This window comes from Massilia sp. Se16.2.3 (genome assembly GCF_014171595.1).
GTDB lineage: Bacteria > Pseudomonadota > Gammaproteobacteria > Burkholderiales > Burkholderiaceae_D > Telluria.
Genome location: NZ_CP050451.1, coordinates 4,434,492 through 4,455,611 on the forward strand (window position 1 = coordinate 4,434,492; position 21,120 = coordinate 4,455,611).

General features: G+C 63.9%; 21 protein-coding genes and 1 tRNA gene. 4 read left to right on the plus strand and 18 right to left on the minus strand.

Features of this window, described 5'->3' with window-relative positions; genetic code table 11:
- Positions 1-4: 4 nt before the first annotated feature.
- The 16 genes from nuoL to G4G31_RS20295 form a co-directional block, all read right to left on the minus strand.
- Positions 5-2,128 carry an NADH-quinone oxidoreductase subunit L gene (gene nuoL, locus G4G31_RS20220; protein WP_182989112.1) on the minus strand — a complete coding sequence of 708 codons (2,124 nt, stop codon included), beginning with the start codon at positions 2,126-2,128 and terminating at the stop codon, positions 5-7.
- Between the two features lie 37 nt (positions 2,129-2,165).
- Entirely contained in the window at positions 2,166-2,474 is a 309-nt protein-coding gene (nuoK, locus tag G4G31_RS20225; protein ID WP_182989113.1) for an NADH-quinone oxidoreductase subunit NuoK, read from the minus strand.
- Positions 2,471-3,121 carry an NADH-quinone oxidoreductase subunit J gene (locus G4G31_RS20230; protein WP_182989114.1) on the minus strand — a complete coding sequence of 217 codons (651 nt, stop codon included), beginning with the start codon at positions 3,119-3,121 and terminating at the stop codon, positions 2,471-2,473. The genes nuoK and G4G31_RS20230 overlap by 4 nt, the downstream gene beginning before the upstream one ends.
- A 32-nt stretch (positions 3,122-3,153) precedes the next feature.
- A complete protein-coding gene (gene nuoI / locus G4G31_RS20235; RefSeq protein WP_182989115.1) occupies positions 3,154-3,642 on the minus strand; it encodes an NADH-quinone oxidoreductase subunit NuoI in 489 nt (162 codons plus the stop codon).
- Positions 3,643-3,655: 13 nt separating this feature from the next.
- The gene (gene nuoH, locus G4G31_RS20240; protein ID WP_182989116.1) at positions 3,656-4,741 is read right to left on the minus strand and encodes an NADH-quinone oxidoreductase subunit NuoH; all 1,086 of its coding nucleotides are present in this window, start codon (positions 4,739-4,741) and stop codon (positions 3,656-3,658) included.
- On the minus strand, positions 4,741-7,077 hold the full coding sequence (gene nuoG / locus G4G31_RS20245) for an NADH-quinone oxidoreductase subunit NuoG (RefSeq protein WP_182989117.1): 2,337 nt from the start codon (positions 7,075-7,077) through the stop codon (positions 4,741-4,743). Before nuoG ends, nuoH begins: the two co-directional genes overlap by 1 nt.
- 21 nt (positions 7,078-7,098) lie before the next feature.
- Complete coding sequence (gene nuoF / locus G4G31_RS20250) at positions 7,099-8,394, minus strand: NADH-quinone oxidoreductase subunit NuoF (RefSeq protein ID WP_182989118.1); 1,296 nt, start codon at positions 8,392-8,394, stop codon at positions 7,099-7,101.
- The gene (nuoE, locus tag G4G31_RS20255; RefSeq protein WP_182989119.1) at positions 8,391-8,879 is read right to left on the minus strand and encodes an NADH-quinone oxidoreductase subunit NuoE; all 489 of its coding nucleotides are present in this window, start codon (positions 8,877-8,879) and stop codon (positions 8,391-8,393) included. The genes nuoF and nuoE overlap by 4 nt, the downstream gene beginning before the upstream one ends.
- 21 nt (positions 8,880-8,900) lie before the next feature.
- Entirely contained in the window at positions 8,901-10,154 is a 1,254-nt protein-coding gene (locus tag G4G31_RS20260; protein WP_182989120.1) for an NADH-quinone oxidoreductase subunit D, read from the minus strand.
- Positions 10,154-10,747 (minus strand): NADH-quinone oxidoreductase subunit C, encoded by a 594-nt coding sequence (locus G4G31_RS20265; protein WP_182989121.1) that lies wholly within the window; start codon positions 10,745-10,747, stop codon positions 10,154-10,156. Before G4G31_RS20265 ends, G4G31_RS20260 begins: the two co-directional genes overlap by 1 nt.
- Positions 10,748-10,763: 16 nt before the next feature.
- Positions 10,764-11,243 carry an NADH-quinone oxidoreductase subunit B family protein gene (locus tag G4G31_RS20270; protein WP_056333529.1) on the minus strand — a complete coding sequence of 160 codons (480 nt, stop codon included), beginning with the start codon at positions 11,241-11,243 and terminating at the stop codon, positions 10,764-10,766.
- Positions 11,244-11,246: 3 nt separating this feature from the next.
- Complete coding sequence (locus G4G31_RS20275; protein ID WP_182989122.1) at positions 11,247-11,606, minus strand: NADH-quinone oxidoreductase subunit A; 360 nt, start codon at positions 11,604-11,606, stop codon at positions 11,247-11,249.
- A 194-nt stretch (positions 11,607-11,800) separates the two neighbouring features.
- Positions 11,801-11,885: transfer RNA gene (locus tag G4G31_RS20280), tRNA-Leu, on the minus strand.
- Positions 11,886-12,260: 375 nt separating this feature from the next.
- On the minus strand, positions 12,261-12,725 hold the full coding sequence (secG, locus tag G4G31_RS20285; RefSeq protein ID WP_182989123.1) for a preprotein translocase subunit SecG: 465 nt from the start codon (positions 12,723-12,725) through the stop codon (positions 12,261-12,263).
- A gap of 76 nt (positions 12,726-12,801) precedes the next feature.
- Positions 12,802-13,545, minus strand: coding sequence for a triose-phosphate isomerase (gene tpiA, locus G4G31_RS20290; RefSeq protein WP_182989124.1), 744 nt, complete (start codon positions 13,543-13,545; stop codon positions 12,802-12,804).
- A 242-nt stretch (positions 13,546-13,787) separates the two neighbouring features.
- Positions 13,788-14,768, minus strand: a complete 981-nt coding sequence (locus G4G31_RS20295; protein ID WP_182989125.1) for an NAD(P)H-quinone oxidoreductase — start codon at positions 14,766-14,768, stop codon at positions 13,788-13,790.
- 269 nt (positions 14,769-15,037) lie between these two features.
- On the opposite strand from G4G31_RS20295, the gene G4G31_RS20300 reads away from it, so the two are divergent.
- The 3 genes from G4G31_RS20300 (at position 15,038) to G4G31_RS24715 (ending at position 17,654) form a co-directional block, all read left to right on the plus strand.
- Positions 15,038-16,399, plus strand: coding sequence for an SGNH/GDSL hydrolase family protein (locus tag G4G31_RS20300; protein WP_182989126.1), 1,362 nt, complete (start codon positions 15,038-15,040; stop codon positions 16,397-16,399).
- Between the two features lie 254 nt (positions 16,400-16,653).
- Positions 16,654-17,412: a PEP-CTERM sorting domain-containing protein gene (locus G4G31_RS20305; RefSeq protein WP_182989127.1), complete on the plus strand. Its 759-nt coding sequence runs from the start codon at positions 16,654-16,656 to the stop codon at positions 17,410-17,412.
- A gap of 74 nt (positions 17,413-17,486) precedes the next feature.
- A complete protein-coding gene (locus G4G31_RS24715) occupies positions 17,487-17,654 on the plus strand; it encodes a hypothetical protein (protein WP_210283917.1) in 168 nt (55 codons plus the stop codon).
- A 203-nt stretch (positions 17,655-17,857) separates the two neighbouring features.
- On the opposite strand, the gene G4G31_RS20310 is transcribed toward G4G31_RS24715, so the two are convergent.
- Together G4G31_RS20310 and G4G31_RS20315 are read right to left on the minus strand one after the other, a co-directional pair.
- Positions 17,858-18,466, minus strand: a complete 609-nt coding sequence (locus G4G31_RS20310; protein WP_182989128.1) for a tetratricopeptide repeat protein — start codon at positions 18,464-18,466, stop codon at positions 17,858-17,860.
- Between the two features lie 84 nt (positions 18,467-18,550).
- Complete coding sequence (locus G4G31_RS20315; protein WP_182989129.1) at positions 18,551-19,342, minus strand: GIN domain-containing protein; 792 nt, start codon at positions 19,340-19,342, stop codon at positions 18,551-18,553.
- Positions 19,343-19,678: 336 nt separating this feature from the next.
- Here G4G31_RS20315 and G4G31_RS20320 point away from each other — a divergent pair, with 336 nt between their 5' ends.
- Positions 19,679-21,118: a pitrilysin family protein gene (locus G4G31_RS20320; protein WP_229425147.1), complete on the plus strand. Its 1,440-nt coding sequence runs from the start codon at positions 19,679-19,681 to the stop codon at positions 21,116-21,118.
- The last annotated feature ends 2 nt before the right edge of the window (positions 21,119-21,120 follow it).

Sequence of the window (21,120 nt, forward strand, 5' to 3'; positions counted from 1 at the left end):
GTGATTAGCGCCAGAACGGGAAGAAGTACAGCAGGGTCGCCATGACGCCCACGATCATCACGAACGCGTAGTGATAGATGTAACCGGTCTGGAAAGTACGGGTCAGCAGCGAGAACCAGCCGACCACCTTGGCGCTGCCGTTGACCAGCAGGCCGTCGATCAGCGCACGGTCGCCCACCTTCCACAGGCCGCCACCGAGGGCGCGCGCGCCGCCGGCGAACACCGCCTGGTTGAACTTGTCCATGTAGTACTTGTTGTCCAGCAGGGTGTGCAGGAACTTGAAGTGGCGGTAGAACCAGGCCGGAATCGACGGTTTCAGCATGTAGCAGACGTAGGCGCAGATCACGCCGAGCGCTGCCAGGCCGAACGGCAGGGTCAGGAAGCCGTGGGCACCCATGCCGGCCGCGTTATGCAGGTGGTGGAATTCTTCGCGCAGCGCTTCCATCGCCGTGTGGTTTTCGCCGACGAAGATCACGTTCTTGAAGAACTCGCCATGCAGCATCGGCTCGATGGTGAAGTAGCCGATCAGCACCGACGGGATCGCCAGCAGAACCAGCGGCAGGGTCACGACCCATGGCGACTCGTGCGGCTTCTGGCCAGGTGCCAGGCCGTGGTGGTGGTCACCATGCGAGTCTTCCTCGTGGTGCGCGTCCGAGTCATGGGCAGCCAGCGGGTCGTCGTGCTCGTGGCCGGCAGCGACGGCCTGCTTGTGGTCATCGTGCGGGTGCGCATCGTGGGCGTGGGCCTGGCCGAAACGCTCTTTCCCGTGGAAGACCAGGAAATACATGCGGAAGGAGTAGAAGGCGGTGATGAACACGCCGGCCACGACCGCGAAGTAGGCAAAGCTTGACCCCGGCAGGTTCGACGCGTGCACCGCTTCGATGATCGAATCCTTCGAGTAGAAGCCCGAGAAGAACGGCGTGCCGATCAGGGCCAGCGAGCCGGCCAGCGAGGTCAGCCAGGTGATCTTCATGTACTTGCGCAGGCCGCCCATGTTGCGCATGTCCTGGTCGTGGTGCATGCCGATGATGACGGAACCGGCGCCCAGGAACAGCAGTGCCTTGAAGAACGCGTGGGTCATCAGGTGGAAGACGGCGACCGAATAGGCCGAGGCGCCCAGCGCGACGGTCATGTAGCCCAGCTGCGACAGGGTCGAGTAAGCGACGACGCGCTTGATGTCGTTCTGGATGATGCCGAGGAAGCCCATGAACAGCGCGGTAATCGCACCGATGACCATGACGAAGGACAGCGCGGTGTCCGACAGTTCGAACAGCGGCGACATGCGCGACACCATGAAGATGCCGGCGGTAACCATGGTCGCGGCGTGGATCAGTGCCGAGATCGGGGTCGGGCCTTCCATCGAGTCAGGCAGCCAGACGTGCAGCGGGAACTGCGCCGACTTGCCCATCGCGCCGATGAACAGGCAGATGCAGGCGGCGGTCAGCAGCGGCCAGCCGATGCCCGGCACCGTCATGCCGACCAGCTTGTCAGCTTGCGCAAAGGTTTCGCCGTAGTGCATGGTGCCGGATGCGGCCAGCAGCAGGCCGATGCCGAGGATGAAGCCGAAGTCGCCGACGCGGTTGACCAGGAAGGCCTTCATGTTGGCGAAGATCGCGGTCGGACGGGTGTACCAGAAGCCGATCAGGAGATACGACACCAGGCCCACCGCCTCCCAGCCGAAGAACAGCTGCAGGAAGTTGTTCGACATGACCAGCATCAGCATCGAGAAGGTGAACAGCGAGATGTACGAGAAGAAGCGGTTGTAGCCTTCGTCCTCGGCCATGTAGCCGATCGTGTAGATGTGGACCATCAGCGACACCGAGGTGACCACGCACATCATCATCGCCGACAGCGCATCGATCTGGAAGCCGACGGCCAGTTTCACCGTGCCGACCTGCATCCAGGTATAGATGTCTTCGTTGAAGGTGGCGCCGTCCAGGACCTTCATCAGGGTCATGATCGAGATGACCATGGCGATCGCCACGCCGAGAATGGTCGCGGTATGCGACACCTTGCGGCCGACGACGTTACCCAGGAACTTGGTACCGAGCAGGCCGGCAATCGCCGAGCCTGCCAGCGGCGCCAGGGGCACCGCCAGTAAGAGTGAGGAAGAGAGCTGCTCCGCCATAATAATCTTTAACCCTTTTTATTTATAGCCGAGACCATCAACCCTTGAGGGTATCGAGGTCTTCCACGTTGATCGTGTCCAGATTACGGAACAGAACCACCAGGATCGCCAGGCCGATCGCCGATTCGGCGGCCGCGACGGTCAGGATGAAGAACACGAAGATCTGCCCTGCCGCGTCGCCCAGGTAATGCGAGAAGGCGATGAAGTTCAGGTTCACTGCCAGCAGCATCAGTTCGATGGCCATCAGCAGGATGATGATGTTCTTCCGGTTCAGGAAGATACCGACGATCGAGATCGCGAAGAGGATCGCGCCCAGGACCAGGTAGTGTGCGAGCGATAAAGTCATGGGGTCTCCTTCGTGTCCTGCAGGCTTGATGCGCTGTTGGCGTCATGGCCGGCTGCGCTCACCGCTGCCATCTTGACGATGCGCAGGCGGTCGTTACGCTTCACGCGCACGGCGGCGCCCGGATCGATCGCCTTGCTGTCCTTACGCTTGCGCAAGGTCAGTGCAACGGCGGCGATGATGGCCACCAGCAGGATCACGGCGGCGATTTCGAAGCCGTAGATGTACCTGGTGTAGATCAGGCGGCCGAGTTCGCGCGTACCGCCGATGTTCAGCGCGGCCGCTTCCGGCGTCTGGGCGAAGTTGCCGTAGCCATTCCACAGCACCAGGGCCATTTCGATGACGACGATGGCGCCGATCAGGAGGGCCATCGGCAGGTAGCCGAGGAAGCCTTCGCGCATGCGGTCGACGTTAATGTCGAGCATCATGACGACGAAGAGGAACAGCACCATGACGGCGCCGACATAGACCAGCACCAGCACGATGGCGAGGAACTCGGCCTTCAGCAGCAGCCAGATGCCGGCCGCGTTGAAGAACGCGAGCACCAGGAACAGCGCGGCGTGGACCGGGTTCTTGGCGGTGATGACGCGCAGCGCGGACAGCACCATGATGGCCGCGAAGACGTAGAACAATCCAGTTGTAAATTCCATGACTGACAGGGACCTTTTCTTGTTATTGCCGATTACCGGTACTTCGCATCGGCCGCACGGGCGGCGGCGATGTCGGCTTCGTAGCGGTCGCCCACGGCCAGCAGCATCTCTTTCGTGTAGTAGAGATCGCCACGCTTTTCGCCGTGGTATTCCAGCACGTGGGTCTCGACGATCGAGTCGACCGGGCACGACTCTTCGCAGAAGCCGCAGAAGATGCACTTGGTCAGGTCGATGTCATAGCGCGTGGTGCGGCGGGTGCCGTCCTCGCGCTGCGCCGACTCGATCGTGATGGCCATGGCCGGGCACACCGCTTCGCACAGCTTGCAGGCGATGCAGCGCTCTTCCCCGTTCGGGTAGCGGCGCAGCGCGTGCAGGCCGCGGAAACGGTTGGAGATCGGCGTCTTCTCTTCCGGATACTGCACCGTGATCTTGCGCGACAGCGCATAGCGGCCCGTCAGCGCCAGCCCCTTGAACAGCTCGGTCAGCATCAGGCTGCCGAGGATTTCCTTGATTCGGTTCATTGAATGCGCTTCCTTACTTCCAAATATTCCAGGACGTCTGCATGACGCCAGCGACGAGCACCAGCCAGACCAGGGTCACCGGGATGAAGACTTTCCAGCCCAGGCGCATGATCTGGTCATAGCGGTAACGCGGGAAGGTGCCGCGGACCCAGATCATCAGCGAAACGAGCAGGAACATCTTCAGGAACAGCCAGAAGAAGCCGCCGAATGCGCCGCCGAATTCCAGGAAGGAGAACGGTGCGTGCCAGCCGCCGAGGAACATGATCGATGCCAGGGTGGAGATCAGGATCATGTTGGCGTATTCGGCCAGCATGAACATCGCGTAGGACATGCCCGAGTATTCCACCATGTGGCCGGCGACGATTTCCGACTCGCCTTCCACCACGTCGAAGGGGTGGCGGTTGCATTCCGCCAGGCCCGAGATGAAGTAGATCGCGAACAGCGGCAGCAATGGCAGCCAGTTCCACGAGAACAGGTTCAGGCCATGGCTGGCAGCCATGCCGACGGCCTGGCCGGCGACGATGTCCGAGAAGTTCAGCGAACCCGACACCATCAGCACGACGACCATCACGAAGCCCATCGGGATTTCATACGAAATCATCTGGGCCGAGGCGCGCATTGCGCCCATGAAGGCGTACTTCGAGTTCGAGGACCAGCCGGCGATGATGATGCCGTACACCTCGATCGAGGTGATCGCCAGCAGCAGCAGCAAACCGGCGTTGACGTTGGCCAGCGCCGCACCCGGGCCGAAAGGCACGACCGACCAGGCGGCCAGTGCCGGCATGATCGTCATGATCGGGCCCAGCACGAAGAGCTTGGTGGTGGCTTTCGCCGGGATCACGATCTCTTTCAGCAGCAGCTTGAGCGCGTCGGCGATCGGCTGCAGCAGGCCGGCCGGACCCACGCGGTTCGGGCCGACGCGGATCTGGATCCAGCCGATGAGTTTACGTTCCCACAGGGTGGCGTAGGCGACCAGGCCCATCAGCGGCAGAAGCACGCACAGGATCTTGATCACGGTCCAGATGACTGGCCAGACCGGCGCGATCGGGCTGGACGCGCCGAACTCGTAGAAACTATCGATATAACCGGGCGTTGCCATTAGTTGCCCTCCCCTGCTTTTTCAACTTGGATGGCGCCGAACATCGCGCCCAGACTTGCGGTTGCCGGATGGGCGGCGGCCACGCGCACGACGTTCGCCGGCAATCTAGCGTCGATGTCGGCGACCAGCAGCGCGCTGCCATTGCCTTGCGTGACCTTGACGACGTCGCCGGCTTTCACGCCGAGGCGTTCGGCCAGGGCGCGCGGCAGGCGTGCCAGCGGCTGCTGGCCGTCGGCCGTACGCAGCAGCGGTTCCGAGCGGCGCGCGATGGCGTCGGCGAAATAGATCGGCACGTCGGCGAGGCGTTGCAGGCTGCCCTGCTCTTCAGAGCGTGCAGCAGCTTGCGGCGCCAGCTTGGCCACGTTGTTCAGCTTGGCCGAATGGTCCGTTACACCTTTGCCCAGCGCTTCGTCGCGGATCGATTCGGCGGTGTCGAACTCGAAGCCCGAGAGGCCGAGCAGGTTGCCCAGCACGCGCAGCACTTTCCAGGCCGGACGGGTTTCGCCCAGCGGCTTGACGGTGCCGTTGAAGCTCTGTGCACGGCCTTCGCAGTTCACAAACGTACCGGCGGTCTCGGTGAACGGCGAGATCGGCAGCAGCACGTCGGCATAGTCCATGCCGTGCTTGAACGGCGACATGGCCACGACCATCTCGGCGCCCTGCAGTGCGCCCAGGGCCTGCTGCGGGTTGGCGGCGTCGAGTTCCGGCTCGGCGTTCAGCAGCACGAAGGCTTTCTTCGGCGTGGCGAACAGGTTCTGGCTGGTGGTGGCACCGACCAGGTAGCCGCCGACGGTATTGGCCGCTTCGACGAAGGAACCGAAGCTGGCGCCGACGGCGTTGGCGATCCATTGCGCGGCGGCGTGGATTTGCGAGGCTTGCGGGTGGTGCGTGGCGGCGTTACCCAGCAGCACGGCGCCCGGCAGCTCGCTACCCACGGCAACCAGCGAAGCGGCGATGGCTTTCGCCACGTCGCCGGCCTGCACGTTCTCGAAGCCGGCAGGGGCCTGGACCTCTTTCGCAGCGGCGACAGCCGAGACGATTTCCGACAGCGCAGCGAGCCAGTCGGTCGGCGCGGCGATCATTTTCGCGGCGGTCGGGATCAGGTTGTCCTCGTCCGAACCATGCAGGATCGACAGCTTGGCGCCGCCCTTGACTGCCTGGCGCAGGCGGGTCGCGACCAGCGGGTGATCCTTGCGCAGGAAGGAACCGATGACCAGCACGCGCTTCAGGTTCGACAGTTCGGCGATCGGCATGCCCAGCCATGGGGTGACCTGGCCGTCCAGGGCGAAATCGCTCTGGCGCAGGCGGAAGTCGACGGCATTGACGCCGAAGCCGCGCATGGCCTTGTTCAGCAGGTGCAGTTCTTCGACGGTCGAGTGCGCGGTGGCGACCGCGGCGATGCTGTCGGCGCCGTGTTCATGGCGGATGTTGCGCAGGCCGTGGGCGACGTATTCCAGCGCCGTCTGCCAGTCGGTTTCCTGCCACTGTCCGCCCTGCTTGATCATCGGGTTGATCAGGCGGTCGGCATTGTCCAGCGCTTCGTACGAGAAGCGGTCCTTGTCGGACAGCCAGCACTCGTTGATCTTTTCGTTTTCCAGCGGCAGCACGCGCATCACTTTACCGCCCTTGACCTGGACGATCAGGTTGGTACCGAGCGAGTCGTGCGGGGAAATCGACTTGCGGCGCTGCAGTTCCCATGGACGTGCCGAGAAGCGGAAAGGTTTACTCGTCAGCGCGCCGACCGGGCACAGGTCGATCATGTTGCCCGACACTTCAGAGTCGACGGTCTTGCCCACAAAAGTAGTGATTTCCGAATGCTCGCCGCGGCCGACCATGCCGAATTCCATGACGCCGGCCACTTCCTGGCCGAAACGCACGCAACGGGTGCACTGGATGCAGCGGGCCATCTCTTCCATCGAGATCAGCGGACCGGCTTCCTTCGGGGTGACGACGCGCTTTTCTTCCTGGTAGCGCGAGTTGCCCTTGCCGTAGCCGACGGCCAGATCCTGCAGCTGGCATTCGCCGCCCTGGTCGCAGATCGGGCAGTCCAGCGGGTGGTTAATCAGGAGGAATTCCATCACCGACTTCTGCGCCTGCACGGCCTTGTCGCTGTGGGTGCGCACGATCATGCCGGGCGAGACTGGCGTGGCGCAGGCAGGCATCGGCTTCGGTGCCTTCTCGACCTCGACCAGGCACATACGGCAGTTCGCTGCGATCGACAATTTCTTGTGATAGCAGAAGTGCGGGATATAGGTCCCGAGTTTGTTTGCGGCGTCCATCACCATGGAACCTGGTGCGACTTCGACTTTCTTGCCGTCTAATTCAATTTCAACCATTTGATCGTTACCTGACGGGGCTTAAAGGTAGGTGGGCACGAGGCATTGCTTGTGCTCGATGTGATGAATGAATTCCTCACGGAAGTTCTTGATCATGGCTTCCACAGGCATCGCGGCGGCTTCGCCGAGCGCGCAAATGGTACGGCCCTTGATGTTGAACGCCACATTGTTCAGGAGTTCGATGTCTTCCGGACGGCCTTGTCCGTTTTCGATACGGTGCACCATGCGGTACAGCCAGCCGGTGCCTTCGCGGCAGGGCGTGCACTGGCCGCAGGACTCTTCGTAATAGAAATAGGACAGGCGCAGCAGCGACTTGACCATGCAGCGGGTCTCGTCCATGACGATGACGGCGCCGGAACCGAGCATCGAGCCCGCTTTCGCGATCGAATCATAGTCCATGTCGGTTTCCATCATGACTTCGCCACGAATCACCGGTGCCGACGAACCGCCTGGAATCACGGCCTTGATCTTCTTGCCGCCGCGCATGCCGCCGGCCAGCTCGAGCAGCTTGGCGAACGGCGTGCCCAGCGGGATCTCGTAGTTGCCTGGACGCTCGACGTCGCCCGAGATCGAGAAGATCTTGGTGCCGCCGTTGTTCGGCTTGCCCATGCCCATGTAGTTCTCCGGGCCGACGTTCATGATGAACGGCACGGCGGCGAAGGTCTCGGTGTTGTTGATCGTGGTCGGCTTGCCGTACAGGCCGAACGAGGCCGGGAACGGCGGCTTGAAGCGCGGCTGGCCTTTTTTACCCTCGAGCGACTCCAGCAGCGCGGTTTCTTCGCCGCAGATGTAGGCGCCGTAACCGTGGGCGGCGTGCAGCTGGAAGCTGAAGGTCGAACCCATGATGTTATCGCCCAGGAAGCCGGCGGCACGCGCCTCTTCCAGCGCTTCTTCGAAACGCAGGTATTCCTGGAAGATCTCGCCGTGGATGTAGTTGTAGCCCACGGTGATGCCCATCGCGTAGGCGCCGATGGCCATGCCTTCGATCAGCGCATGGGGGTTATAACGGATGATGTCGCGGTCCTTGAACGTGCCCGGCTCGCCTTCGTCGGTATTGCAGACGAGGTATTTCTGGCCCGGGAACTGGCGCGGCATGAAGCTCCACTTCAGGCCGGTCGGGAAACCGGCGCCGCCGCGGCCGCGCAGGCCCGAGGCCTTCAGGTCGGCAATGACCTGTTCCTGGGTGATGCCGCCTTCGAGGATACGGCGCAGGGCCGAGTAGCCGCCGCGCTTCACGTAATCGTCGAGACGCCAGTTGTCGCCGTTCAGATCCTTCAGGATCAGCGGATTGATGTGACGGTCATGCAGGCTGGTCATTGCTTCTGTTCCTTCAATTCATCCACCAGGGCGTCGATCTTCTCGTTGCTCATGAACGAGCACATGCGGTGGTTATTCACCAGCATGACCGGCGCATCGCCGCAGGCGCCCATGCACTCGCCCTCGAGGACGGTAAACTGGCCGTCTTCGGTGGTGCTGCGGAACTCGACGCCGAGCTTGTCCTTCAGGTGCTTGGCGGCGCGCTCGCCACCGGACAGGGCGCACGGCAGGTTGGTGCACACGGTGATCTTGTGCTTGCCGACCGGGCGGATGTTGTACATGTTGTAGAAGGTCGCCACTTCCTGCACGGCGATCGCCGGCATGCCGATGTAGTCGGCGACTTCCTGCATGGTTTCGGGCGACAGCCAGCCCAGTTCGACCTGGGCGTGGGCCAGCGCGGCCATCACGGCGCTCTGGCGCTGGTCGGCCGGGTACTTGGCCAGCTCGCGATCGATTTTTTTATAGCACTGCTCGGATAACAACATAATCTTTTCTGCCTTTGAGCTTTATCGGTCAATAGAGCCGAACACGATGTCCTGGGTACCGATGATCGTGACGGCGTCGGCGATCATGTGGCCGCGTGCCATCTCGTCCAGGCTCTGCAGGTGCGCATAGTCGGGCGTGCGGATCTTCAGGCGGTAGGGCTTGTTGGCGCCGTCGGAGACGATGTAGATGCCGAACTCGCCCTTCGGGTGCTCGATGGCGGCATACGCCTCGCCTTCGGGCACGTGGAAGCCTTCGGTAAACAGCTTGAAGTGGTGGATCAGCGATTCCATGTTCGACTTCATGTCTTCGCGCGCAGGCGGGACGATCTTGTAGTTGTCGATCATCACCGGGCCCTGGTTCGCACGCAGCCAGGTCACGCACTGCTTGATGATGCGGTTCGACTGGCGCATCTCTTCCACGCGGACCAGGTAGCGGTCGTAGGAGTCGCCGTTGGTGCCGACCGGGATATCGAAGTCGAGGCGGTCGTAGACTGCGTACGGCTGGGTCTTGCGCAGGTCCCAGGCCACGCCCGAACCGCGCAGCATGGCGCCGGTGAAGCCCATGGCTTTCGCGTCTTCCGGCGACACCACGCCGATGCCGACGGTACGCTGCTTCCAGATACGGTTATCGGTCAGCAGGGTCTCGTATTCGTCGACATAGCCGTCGAAGCGCTTGGTGAAGGACTCGATGAAGTCGAGCACCGAACCCTGGCGGTCTTCGTTGAGCTGGTCGATCGCCTTCTTGCTGCGAATGATCGATTCCTTGTGCTTCGGCATGAAGTCCGGCAGGTCGCGATACACGCCGCCCGGGCGATAGTATGCCGCGTGCATGCGTGCACCCGAAACAGCTTCGTAGACGTCGAACAGGTCTTCGCGGTCGCGGAAGGCGTACAGGAACGGGCCCATCGCACCGATGTCGAGCGCGTGCGCGCCCAGCCACATCAGGTGGTTCAGCAAACGGGTGATCTCGTCGAACATGACGCGGATGTACTGGGCGCGCAGCGGTGCTTCGATGCCCAGCAGCTTTTCCACCGCCAGCACATAGCCGTGCTCGTTGCACATCATCGACACGTAGTCGAGGCGGTCCATGTAGGGCACGGACTGCAGGTAGGTACGGGTCTCGGCCAGTTTCTCGGTGCCGCGGTGCAGCAGGCCAATGTGCGGGTCGGCACGCTGGATCACTTCGCCGTCCAGTTCCAGGACCAGGCGCAGCACGCCGTGCGCTGCCGGGTGCTGCGGACCAAAGTTCAGGGTGTAATTCTTAAGCTCAGCCATTATTTCATCCCGTAGGTTTCTTCGCGGATCACGCGCGGGATGTTCTCACGCGGCTCGATCGTCACGGGTTGGTAGATCACGCGCTTCTGCTCGGGGTCGTAGCGCATTTCGACGTAACCCGAGATCGGGAAGTCCTTGCGGAACGGGTGGCCGATGAAGCCATAGTCGGTCAGGATGCGGCGCAGGTCGCCGTGACCGTCGAACAGGATGCCGAACAGGTCGAACGCTTCGCGCTCGTACCAGTTGGCGGCACGCCAGATGCCGGTGATCGATGCGATCAGGGGCATGTCGTCGTCCGGGCAGAAAGTACGCACGCGCACGCGCCAGTTATTGGCCAGCGACAGCAGGTGCACGACGACCGCGTAGCGCGGGCCGTCGTAAGTACCTTCCCCATATTGGGAGTAGTCGACGCCGCACAAGTCGATCATTTCCTCGAATGCGAGCGAAGGATCGTCGCGCAGGGTCTGCATCGCTTGCGCATAGTCGGCGGCCTTGACCACCACGGTCACTTCGCCAAGCGCCGCGCTAATGGCGGCGCCCTCGCCCAGTGCTTTTTCCAGGGCGAGTTGGAGGGCTTCGATTTTCGTTGTCATGGTGAACCCGGCTGTGTTAACGCGCGATGGTGTTGGTGCGCTTGATCTTGTTCTGCAGCTGCATGATTCCGTACAGCAGGGCTTCGGCGGTCGGCGGGCAGCCCGGCACGTACACGTCGACCGGCACGATGCGGTCGCAGCCACGCACCACCGAGTACGAGTAGTGGTAGTAGCCGCCGCCGTTGGCGCAGGAACCCATCGAGATGACCCAGCGCGGCTCGGCCATCTGGTCGTAGACCTTGCGCAGTGCCGGTGCCATCTTGTTGCACAGCGTGCCGGCCACGATCATCACGTCGGACTGGCGTGGCGATGGACGGAACACAATGCCAAAGCGGTCGAGGTCATAGCGGGCTGCGCCCACATGCATCATCTCGACCGCGCAACAGGCCAGGCCAAACGTCATCGGGAACATCGATCCCGTGCGCGCCCAGTTGATCAGCTTATCGGCTGTGGTGGTAATGAAACCTTCGTTTAAGACGCCTTCATGAATAGCCATGGCTTATTCCCAATCAAGGGCACCTTTCTTCCAGATGTACCAGAACCCGACGACGAACTCGGCGATGAACACCATCATCGTCACGAAACCGGTCCAGCCCAGTTCGCGCATCGAGACGCCCCATGGGAAGAAGAATGCCGTTTCCAGATCAAACAAAATAAAGAGGATCGCCACGAGATAGTAGCGAACGTCGAACTTCATGCGCGCGTCTTCGAAGGCTTCGAAGCCGCATTCGTAGGGGGAGAGTTTTGCCGCATCAGGGCGATTCGGACCGAGCAGGTAGCCGAGCACCTGGGGCGCGACACCAACGCCGACACCGATCAGGATGAAGAGAAGAACGGGGAAGTAATTTTCGAGGTTCACGATGGAGCCTATTTGAACGATCGGTTAATGAAACCACTGCATGCCTGCAGCGCCGTATCGCGCAATCCTGGCTGTAAAGCACCCGCCACGGAGCACTTGGCCTGCCACCAGGACCGTACGACTGATCCTCGTAAAAAAGCCAGCTCAGGCATGAGAGCAATCGCTCGTTTGCCCTTGCTGGCTTTTCTGTATCTTGGTGCCGACGGCGAGACTCGAACTCGCACAGCTTGCGCCACTACCCCCTCAAGATAGCGTGTCTACCAATTTCACCACGTCGGCTGGAGACCAGTATTCTACCCTGCCTTAGCACCTTTTTTCAATGCACAAATTGAGGCGTCGCAAGGAAAAACAGGGAATTTTTCAAACTTTCTTCCGTGCAGCCGTCAAAACCACGGCGGAAGGGGCTTGAACACCGGATAAACGCCCAGTTGAGGGCGTCAGCCGGGTACTACAAGGAGGAAACGAGGCGGCTCGACCTGTTTACTCCACGGCCTTGCGGCCGGTTTTGCCTGCGGTGCGGGGCGGGGCTGGGGCGAACCGACCTGCGGTCCGTGCTCCTGCAGGCACCCTGCCTTCCACACCTTGCTGCGATATTGCTTACTGCGCGCTCGCCCCGGGCGCAGCATCAGGCCAGGGCGAACGAACCATCTGGAATTACTGCTGCGTAGCCGGAGCTGCCGGAGCAGCTGGCGCCGGTGCGCTCTGCGCAGGCGCGGCCGGCACCTCGCTCGCCGGGGCGACAGGCACGCCGGCGGTTGGGGACGGGGCGGTCGTGGCAGGTGCCGTCGTGGCGGGAACATTCGCGCCGCCAGGTGCCGGCACGCCATTGCCTGGCTGAGCCATGCGCTCCATCACGCCGCCGCTCGGTGCTGCGCCCGTGCGGTTGTTGGCCATCGAAGCCAGGCCGAGGGTCGACGCGAAGAAGATCGCGGCGGCCAGGGCGGTCGACTTCGACAGGAAGTTCGACGAACCGCTGGCGCCGAACAGGCTGCCCGATGCACCGGAGCCGAAAGCGGCACCCATGTCGGCGCCCTTGCCATGCTGCAGCAGCACCAGGCCGATGATGGCCAGGGCGGAGATGACCTGCACGATCACTACGAGATTGAACAACACGTTCATACCAGTTCCATTCCAAGTTGTACTACGTTGCAAATTCTTTTCAGGCGGCACCTTGGGTGGCGCCTCGGGTCATGCTTCAGGCAGCGTTGACGATCGCCAGGAAATCCGCCGCCTTCAGCGCGGCGCCGCCGATCAGGCCGCCGTCGATGTCGGCTTGCGCCATCAGTTCGGCCGCGTTCTCCGGCTTCATGCTGCCGCCGTACAGGATCGCGACCTGCGCCGCCGCCTCGCTGCGCTGGCGCAGCTGGGCGCGCAGTTGCGCATGCACTTCCTGGGCCATGGCCGGCGTGGCCGTCTTGCCGGTGCCGATCGCCCATACGGGTTCGTAGGCCACCACGATACGCGCGACAGACGCTTCGTCAAGCAGTTCGAGCACTGCCGACAGCTGGCGATTGACGACGGCGGTAGTCTGGCCTGCTTCGCGCTCTTCCAGGGTTTCGCCGACGCACACGATCGGGGTCAGGCCGGCTTCGAGGGCTGCAAGCGCCTTCTGCGCCACCAATTGATCGCTCTCGCCATGGTAGGCGCGGCGTTCCGAGTGGCCGACGATGACGTAGCGGCAAGCGAAATCGACCAGCATCGACGCGGCGACTTCGCCCGTATAGGCACCGCTGGCGTGCTTCGACACATCCTGCGCACCCCATGCGAGGGGCGTGCCGGCAAGGGTGTCGGCACATTGCTGCAGATAGGGAGCGGGAACGCAGACCGCGCAGGCCGCCTTCGCGCCTTCGAGTCCAGCGACGATTCCAGCGAGCAGCGACGCATTGTTCGCGCGGCTGCCATTCATCTTCCAGTTACCTACGACGAGCTTGGGACGCATATTACCCCACAGTCAAATAACCCGCTATTCTAGCTGCCGTTCAGGGGTCGGTCAAACTATGGCTGAGCAAGCGTATTACAAAGGCGTCAATGAGATCCCGAATTCCGGGACGGCCGATCGAGGCCGCCCTAAAACAGGACAGGCGGCACTTGCCGTAGGGTGGACTCTCGAGTCCACGCGGTCTCACCGCATGCAGATGGCAGCGCGGCCACCGGCCAATGTCGTTCGCGTACCCGCCAGCCTCACACCACCTGCAACACGATCTTTCCCACATGCGTGCTCGACTCCATCAGCGCATGCGCCGCCGCGGCTTCCTCCAGCGGGAAGGTCTTGTAGATCACCGGCTTGATCCGGCCCTGCTCGATCAACGGCCATGCCCGCTCGCGCAGTTTCTGCGCGATCGCCGCCTTGAACGCCACCGGCCGCGGCCGTAGCGTCGAGCCGCTGATGGAGAGGCGCCGGCGCAGCACCTGGCCCAGGTCGACGTTTGCCTTCGCCCCGCCCAGCAGCGCGATCAGCGCGATGCGGCCGTCGTCGGCCAGGCAGTCGATCTCGCGCGCCACGTAGTCGCCCGCCACCATGTCGAGCACGACGTCCACGCCACGCCCGCCGGTCAGGTCCTTGACGACGGCAACGAAGTCTTCATTCCGGTAATTGATGCCGCGCTCGGCGCCGAGTGCTTCACAGGCGCGGCATTTCTCATCGCTGCCGGCAGTGGCAAATACCCGGTGGCCAAGGGCACTGGCGAGCTGAATCGCAGTCACGCCGATGCCGGAAGTACCGCCCTGCACCAGCAGCGTCTCGCCCTCGGAGAGTCCCGCGCGGTCGAACACATTGGTCCACACGGTAAAGAAGGTTTCCGGAAGCGAGGCGGCCTCGACGGCGCTGAGTCCGCCTGGCACCGGCAGGCACTGTGCCAAGGGCGCGGCGCAATACTCGGCATAGCCGCCGCCCTGCACCAGCGCGCATACCATGTCGCCCTTCGCGAAGCCGCTGCCGGCAAGAATGCCGTCGACGATCTCGCCCGCCACTTCCAGCCCCGGCAGGTCGGATGCACCCGGCGGCACCGGATAGTGGCCGAGGCGCTGCAGCACGTCGGGACGGTTGATGCCGGCCGCATGCACGCGGATCAGGATCTCGCCATCCTTCAGAACCGGCAGGGGCCGCTCGCAGGGCTGCAGGACCTCGGGTTTGCCGGGCTGGGTGATTTCGATTGCGCGCATGGTTCGGCTCCATGAAAAAGCGCCATTGTACGTCAGCCTTTTCCCCGCCGTTTTCGTTGCTGAGCAACCACTTCCGAGCTCCTCTATTTCCAATTCCTGTGCTCAAACGCAAGCAAATGCTTTGACGCATGAGCTTTTTGGGGAACTTTAGAGCTGGCACAACGAACTCGACTGTAACCACCTTGTCGCCCCTATTCGCGCCGCATAGATTGGAGGACGCGAGCTCAGGCATACGAGCCGTCCCGACCAACCATCGAAGGAGCGAGATCATGTACTCTGCCCTGCTTGACGTCGTCCGCCGCACCGCGGCGCTGTTTTCCCAGCCCCTGCCGGCCGACCGGCGCCGCCGCGGCATGCTGCTTGGCGGCGCTGCGCTGGCCATCGCCCTCACCCTGCCCGTCCCGCGCGCCGGCGCCCGGGACTGGACGAGCGAGCGCTGGGTCGGCACCTGGGGCACGGCCCCGGCCGGCCCGCCACCCGCCGCCAGCCTGCAGACCTTCAGCAACCAGACCCTGCGCCTGATCGTCCACACCAGCATCGGCGGCAACCGCGTGCGCATCCGCGTGTCCAACGAGTTCGGCACGGTGCCGCTGACCATCGGCGCGGCGCGCATCGGCGTGCGTGCCTCCGGCTCCGACGTCGCCCCAGGCAGCGACCGCGCCCTCACCTTCAGCGGCCGCAGCACGATCACGATTCCGGCCGGCGCCCCGGCGCTGTCCGATCCGGTGGAGCTGAACGTGCCGGCGCTGGGCGACCTCGCCATCAGCCTTTACCTGCCAGGCACGGTTGAGGCGAACACCATCCACGGCACCGCCCTGCAGACCAATTACGTCTCGCTGCCGGGCGATTTCACGGGCGCCGCCACCCTGCCCGTGCAGCGCACCATCACCAGCTGGCCTTTTTTTCTCACCGAGGTCGACGTCGAAGGCAGCGGCCCGGCCATCGTCGCGCTGGGCGATTCCATCACCGACGGCACCCGCAGCACGGTCGACACCAACAACCGCTGGCCCGACTGGCTGGCGCGGCGCCTGCAGACCGTGCGCGACCCGGTGGCCGGCCTGAACGGGCGCATCGGGGTCGTCAACCGCGGCATCAGCGGCAACCGGTTGCTGAGCATTAACCCGGCCAACCTGGTGGCGGGCCGCTCCATCCTCGAGCGCTTCGACCGCGACGTGCTGGCCACAGCGGGCGTGCGCTACCTGACCCTGATGATCGGCATCAACGACATCGGCAACAGCACGGTGACGGGTCCCGGGTCGCTTTCGATTACGGCCGAGGAACTGATTGCCGGCTATCGCCAGGTGATTGCCCGTGCCCACGCGAAAGGCATCGCCGTGTTCGGCGCCACGCTGACGCCCTTCGAAGGCGCCGGCTACTTTTCGCCCGAAAAGGAAGTCGTGCGCCAGGCCGTGAACAACTGGATCCGCTCGAGCGACGAGTTCGATGGCGTCATCGATTTCGACCTCGCCACCCGCGACCCGGCCCACCCGAGCCGCTTCCTGCCGGCCTATGACAGCGGCGACCACCTGCACCCGAGCGACCTCGGCTACCAGGCAATGGGCAATGCGGTGCCTCTGGCCCTGTTCCGTTCGGTGGGCACGGCGGCCTTGAAACCGGCGCAAGCGAAGTAGGGCGATAAGGTAGAAGACGATCAGCTGCCGGAGGCGCGCATGCCTCCGGCAGGCTCCGGCTGTGTCGAAAATGCCAACAGCCGCGCCTGCCTTGCGCGGCTGTCTTGACGCAAATCATTGGCAACCTCGGATGCTTTCCCGGGGGAACATGATCGCTATATGGTAGCCCGGCCAGGAGCGTCCGCCGACACCGCCGCAGCGACGCGGCAAGCTTGCGCAGGACGTGCCGATTCCCTTAACCCGCCAGGAACCATATGAACATCAAGCCATTGATCACCGCTGCCATCTTCCTGCTGATGGGCTCCGCCGCCCAGGCCGGCACCATCCACTACGGCACCGGCACCAACGACCCCTGGAACTCGGCCACCAATGACAGGGCCATGGACAGCGCCTTCGGTGCCGGCAACTGGACCAAGCGCTGGGGATTTTCCACGGGCGTATTCGAGGATGCCGATTTCGTTTTCCTCGATGGCGGCGACGGCAATGCGGTCGACTTCGCCAGCTTCCTGGCCAATAACAGCGCCGTCATCGCCAACTGGGTCGCCGCGGGCGGGCGCCTGTTCCTGAACGCGGCACCGAACGTCGGCGGCTCCTTCGACATGGGCTTCGGCGTGCGCCTGAACTACCCTGGCTATGCCGGCAGCGTGACGGTGACCGACGCCGGCGTGGCCGCCGGCCTGACCGAGGGCGGCTTGACCACCTCGTACTGGGGCACCTCCTTCGCCCATGCCACCGTCAGCGGCGAGATCAGCAAGCTGATTGCCAGCGGGGACGGCGGCACCGTGTTCGGCGCCATGCAGTTTGGCAAAGGCTTCGTTGCCTTCGGCGGCGAGACCACGACCAACTTCCACGGCCCCTACGCCGATGCACAAGCGCTGCGCGTCAACGCGTTGCGCTACGTCGCCCATGCCGCAACGCAGGGGGGAGAGGTGCCGGAACCGGCAACGGTCGCGCTGGTCGGCATGGGTCTGCTGGCCGTCTGCGCCGTACGGCGAAAAGCCGGGCGCGACTGACCGGCGCGTACGATACCGGACGGGGTGCGCCTGGGCTCCCCCTTTGTTCCTCAGGCGTCGCGCGGCGGCCAGCAATGCACCGCGCCGCCGGTTTCCCCATCGCCGCGCGCCAGGTCTGTTCGGGGAAATGGCCGCGGCCGATCAGCCTGGCCAGCAAGGCGTCGGCGCCACGGGCCTCCATCGGCACGATCACCGGCCGCCTGCCCTCGCCGAGTTCGATGACCAGGATGTCCGATGCGTAGATGCCTTCGTCCTGGAAGCAGACGCGGCTGATATCGCGCCAGCCGAAACGCTGGGTCCACTCGGCCTGGGCGGTGTCGAGCGCAATCACCCGTGCCTCGTTCGCGTCGAACTCGACGGCAATGAGTTCATCGAGCCGCCGCGGCCGGCGTGCGTTCCACCAGGCCTGCAGGCGCGCCAGCCAGGTGCCGGGTGTCGTTTCCATCTAGCTTCCGCCTGTTTTCGATTGGGTCGGCAGGCTGGTACCCACCTTCCAGGTGCGCGACAGCGCCTGCGCTTCCTCGATCTGCTCGGGCGTCATCTGCCTGGTAATCGCCGCGCGCTGGCTGACCGCGTTGTTGTTGCCGCTGGCCGCCGCGAGGTTCCACAGCATGTAGGCGATGACGGGATCGGCCGGGACGCCCGCGACGTGGTAGCGGTACATCAGCCCCAGCGCATGCTGGGCTTCGGCATGGCCCTGCTCGGCCGCCTTGCGGAACCAGGTGACGGCATGCTTCTGGTCGACCGGCACGGCGTTGCCGGTGTAATACATGGCGCCGACGACGTACTGGGCATCGGCCTTGCCCTGCTGGGCCGCCTTCAGGTGCCAGGCAAAGGCCTGCTTGTAGTCGCGCGCGACGCCGCGGCCCATGTAGTACATCAGTCCCAGCAAATGCTGGGCCTCGGGGTTGCCGGCCCGCGCCAGGGGCGTGACCTCTTTCAGGGCGAGCGCATAGTTGCGTGCGTTATAGGCGCTCGCTCCTTCGGGAAAACCGGCCTGCGCCGCCCCGGCCAGCCCGAGCGCCAGCAGGATCGCTACGGTAAGTTTTTTCATTGTCTCGTGCGTGATACCGGTCACTTCGCCTCATCCATGTCGCCGCCGGCGACGGTGCTCTCCTGCCCTTTCGGCTGCTGCCGGTTACTTCCAGCTGACCTTGCCCAGGCCGTCCACGCTCACCTTGCGGTTGAGCGGCTTGCCGTAGACTGTGACCGAGCCCATGCCCGACAGGTTCAGGTTCGCGCTCTGGTGGGCCGTGACGGTGGCGTTGCCCAGGCCCGAGAGCTCGAGGGTGACGCTGTCGGCGGCAAAGGCCTGCGCGTCCAGCCCGCCGAGCCCGCCCAGCTCCGCTTTGAGCCAGCGGCTGCGTCCGCTTAGGGTGACATAGCCAGCGCCCTGCAGGTCGAGGCTGATGCCTTCGCTGCGCAGGCCGACCAGCTTCATGCTGCCGACGCCGCTCAGGGTGGCCGTGATCATGCGGTAGTCGCTGTTGACGTGCATCGAGCCGGCGCCGTCCAGCGAGAGCTCGAGCTCCTCGCCGCGAAAGCCCGTGATCTCGGTGACGCCCAGGCTTTCGGAGCTCACTTCGCGCAGGTTCGGCAGCACCAGGTCGGCGCGCACCGGGCTCTGGCGCGACATGCGCACGCCTTCCATCTCGCTGCCGAGGTTCAGGGTGTCGCCGCTTTGCATCGCTGTCAGGCGCGCGATCCAGCGCGGGTCGCCGCTCAGCGACAGCGTCGCCGGACTGCCCCGGCGCACGCGCAGGTCGATCACGCCATCGACGCGCACGCGCACGATGCGCGCATCGAGCTGGCGCTGTTCGCCCGCGACCTCGGGCGCGCGCTCGCCGAAGGGCGCGGCGCCGGCCAGGGGCGCCAGCGCCAGGGCCGCCAGGCCGAGGCCCGCCAGACGGGGTTTGAAAGACTTGATCATGCGATGTTCTCCGTATCTGCTGTGACGCGACTGCCCGCACGGCCGGCCAGATCGAGCCTGGCCATCCTTGAACAGTTTGACAATATCTGCATTATGACAACCGCCCCCTTGCGGCGCGCGCAAATGCGACAGACTGCAGAATTGGCGGACCAGACGACAGAAACGGCGCCGGAATCCGTCGTCTTACCTTTCTCTACACTAACATGCATACGTAAAAAATTACTTTTTAGCATGCCGCTACGCTAAGATGGATGACGCCGCGCGTTCGCCGTTGCGGCCGTTTTTCGACTCAACCCATTATTCGACTCAGCTCTATTTCCGAGGTCATCAATGCGCATGCGCCAACTTCCCGCCCTGCTGGCCGGGCTCAGCCTCTCGGTGTCAGCGGTATCCGCGACACCTTCCGCCACGCCTTCGGCTGCACCTTCGGCCGCCAGCGACCGCTGGGACCTGCCCGTCCACACCAAGAAACTCGACAACGGCCTGACCGTGATCGTCACCGAAGACCATAGCTCGCCGACCGTCGGCGTCTCGGTCGTCTACCACGTCGGCATGCGCCTCGAGCCGAAGAACCGCACCGGCTTCGCCCACCTGTTCGAACACCTGATGTTCCAGGGCACGCCGAACGCGCCGAAGGGCGTCTTCGACAAGACGATCACCGGCGGCGGTGGCCGCAACAACGGTTCGACCCGTCCCGACTTCACCAACTACATCGAGACCGCACCGGTTTCCTCGCTCGAGCCGATCCTGTGGCTGGAAGCGGACCGCATGAAGACGCTCGACTTCAACGCCGCGACGCTGAAGAACCAGCAGGACGTGGTCAAGGAAGAAATCCGCGTCAACGTGAAGAACCAGCCCTACGGCGGCTTCATGTGGATCGACATCAGCCAGCATGCGTTCCAGAAGTGGGAAAACAACCATGACGGCTACGGCAGCTTCGAGGACCTCGAAGGCGCCAGCCTGGAAGACGTGCGCAGCTTCCACCGCGACTACTACGGTCCGAACAACGCCGTGCTGGCCATCGCCGGCGACGTGACCCCGGCCCAGGGCTTCGCACTGGCCCAGAAGTACTTCGGCGGCATCAAAGCCCGTCCGGTGCCAAAAAGCGGCGACTTCTCCGAGCCGCTGAACAAGGCCGAAAAGCGCATCGAGCAAAGCGACGCGCTGGCCCAGGTGCCGGCCGTGGCCGTGGCCTGGAAGGTGCCGGAACGCGGCAGCCGCGACCAGGCACCGGTGGCCGTGCTGGCCGAACTGCTGGCCGGCGGCGACGCGTCGACCATGTACCAGGGCCTGGTCAAGGGCCGCGAACTGGCGCTGAACGTCGACGCGCTGTTCGGCCTGGTGAGCCCGTGGGAATACGGCGGCCCGACGCCGCTGACCATCTACGCGATGTACAAGCCCACCACCAACGCCGACGCCATCCTGGCGGCGATGGACGAGGAAATCGCCAAGGTCGTCAAGGACGGCGTCGACGATGCAACCTTGAAGCGCGTGAAGACGCGCATGCTGGCCGACTGGAACAACGGCCTGGAAAGCTTCATCAACCGCGCCGATACCGTCGCCCGCCTGCAGACCATCTGGGGCGACGCGAACGTGGTCAACAAGATCCCGGGCTGGATCGAGGGCGTGACTTCGCAGGACCTGCAGCGCGTGGCCGCCACTTACCTGGTCAAGACCAACCGCACCGTCATCGACCGCAAGCCGGCAGCCAAGCCGGCGCCTGCGGCACCTTCCACCACGCCAGCTGCCGCAACGGCCGCCGGCGACAAGAAATAAGG